Below are 330 nucleotides of genomic sequence, written 5' to 3'. Positions count from 1 at the left end.
ATAAATATCTATCAATTTATTGTCAATTTTGTATTGTAAAATAAAGCAATCGAAATATGGCAACAAATAAAGAAATAATTTACATACCTCTAGAGGATGTAGAAAGCGAACATTGTGCATTAATCGTAGAAAAAGGACTTGCACAAGTAAAGGGAGTTGAAAGTCACAAAGTAGAAATAAATAATCACAGAGCGGCTATTACGGTTAAGGATGAAGAAGTAGTCGCTGATGCTGTAAATGCCATAAGAGATTTAGGTTATGGTGTACCAACAGTAAAAGCTAGTTTTCCGGTTTTGGGGATGACTTGTGCTTCATGTGCAGGTAGTGCAG

The 330-nt window shown here is 34.8% G+C and carries 1 protein-coding gene; it reads left to right on the top strand.

Going from position 1 to position 330, the window contains the following annotated elements; genetic code table 11:
- Positions 1–56 precede the first annotated feature (56 nt).
- A partial coding sequence (locus tag QWI17_RS00240; protein ID WP_302720497.1) for a heavy-metal-associated domain-containing protein occupies positions 57–330 on the top strand: 274 nt, incomplete at its 3' end.

It is taken from the genome of Gilvimarinus gilvus, assembly GCF_030518155.1.
GTDB lineage: Bacteria > Pseudomonadota > Gammaproteobacteria > Pseudomonadales > Cellvibrionaceae > Gilvimarinus > Gilvimarinus gilvus.
The sequence above is the reverse complement of the archived record's forward strand: the minus strand, read 5'-3'. Positions and strand labels throughout refer to the sequence as shown.